Raw genomic sequence first — 1,029 nt, 5'->3', positions numbered from 1 at the left:
CTCCAGTCGTTTCAACAGGCTGTGGCCGTCACGCAGCGTATACGGCGTGAGCGGCCGCACCGGGTAGCGGTCCAGGTGGTCACGGCGGGCGTCCTCGTCCAACTGGGACAGCAGGCACTGCCCGATGGCGTGCGCGTGCCCCGTCTCCCGGAAGTCCGCCCACTCCTCGACCGCCGGGTTGCCCGGAGTGTCGGAGACGCACATGACCTCGATCTCGCCGTCCCGGTACATGGCGTAGTACACCGGGACGCCGATCGCGTCGCGCCAGCGGGCCATGGTGTCGACCACCGTGCTGCGACGTTTCTGCTCGGCCCCGCTGCTGCTCAGCCGCTCGGCGGCCTCGCCGAGGAAGAACAGTCCCTTTTCCCGGCGCAGATAGCCCTCGTGCACCAGCGTGCGCAGCAGGTGGTACGCGGTGGGCAGTGCCAGCCCCGTCTCGCGGGCCAGTTGTTTGGCCGGGGCGCCGTACTCGTGCTCGGCGACGCACTCGAGCAGGCGCATCGCCCGCTGCACGGAGCCGATCAGGGTCGCGGAGGGCGGCGGGTCGGCGGAGGAGGGCGTGGGGGAGGTCCGAGGCGTCGAGCAGGGCTGCACGGGAAGGGCGTGCAGGTGAGCGAATGCGGTGTCAGCCGTGGCCAAGGGTCACTCCCGGAACGCGAGGAGGCAACCCGTGCGGAGAACACGGGTGGGGGTGTACGCCGTGCACGGGGTCGCCCCCGCGTGGAGTTCCGGACTCTAACCGTCGGTCACCGCTCACCGAGGTCCCGTCCGGGAAACTTCCCCCGCCCGAGGGAACCGGTGGTTCCTGTTACCCCCACCGGTGTCCCACCTCTCTCACCAGTCGCTGCGCGACGACGAGCTCGACATGAACTTGCGTACGACGTAGATCAGTCCGCCGACGAGCGCGACGAAGACCAGCAGCTTGAACAGCAGTCCGATCACGAAGCCGACCACGCTGGCGATCAGCCCGCCGAACACGACCAGGGCGATGACCGGCACCGCGATCCACTTCACCCACCACGGCAGTCC

Annotated in this window: 2 protein-coding genes; both read right to left on the bottom strand. The window is 69.4% G+C overall.

What is annotated here, in order from left to right; translation table 11 throughout:
- On the bottom strand, positions 1-639 hold a 639-nt coding region (locus tag ACFU7D_RS29910; protein WP_378874212.1), incomplete at its 3' end, for an IclR family transcriptional regulator.
- Positions 640-834: 195 nt separating this feature from the next.
- Positions 835-1,029 (bottom strand): DUF5326 family protein (locus ACFU7D_RS29905; RefSeq protein ID WP_378874208.1); only part of this gene is annotated, 195 nt, incomplete at its 5' end.

The organism is Nocardioides sp. NPDC057577, from assembly GCF_042801335.1.
Lineage (GTDB): Bacteria > Actinomycetota > Actinomycetes > Propionibacteriales > Nocardioidaceae > Nocardioides.
This window is presented reverse-complemented; position numbering and strand designations above follow the sequence as displayed.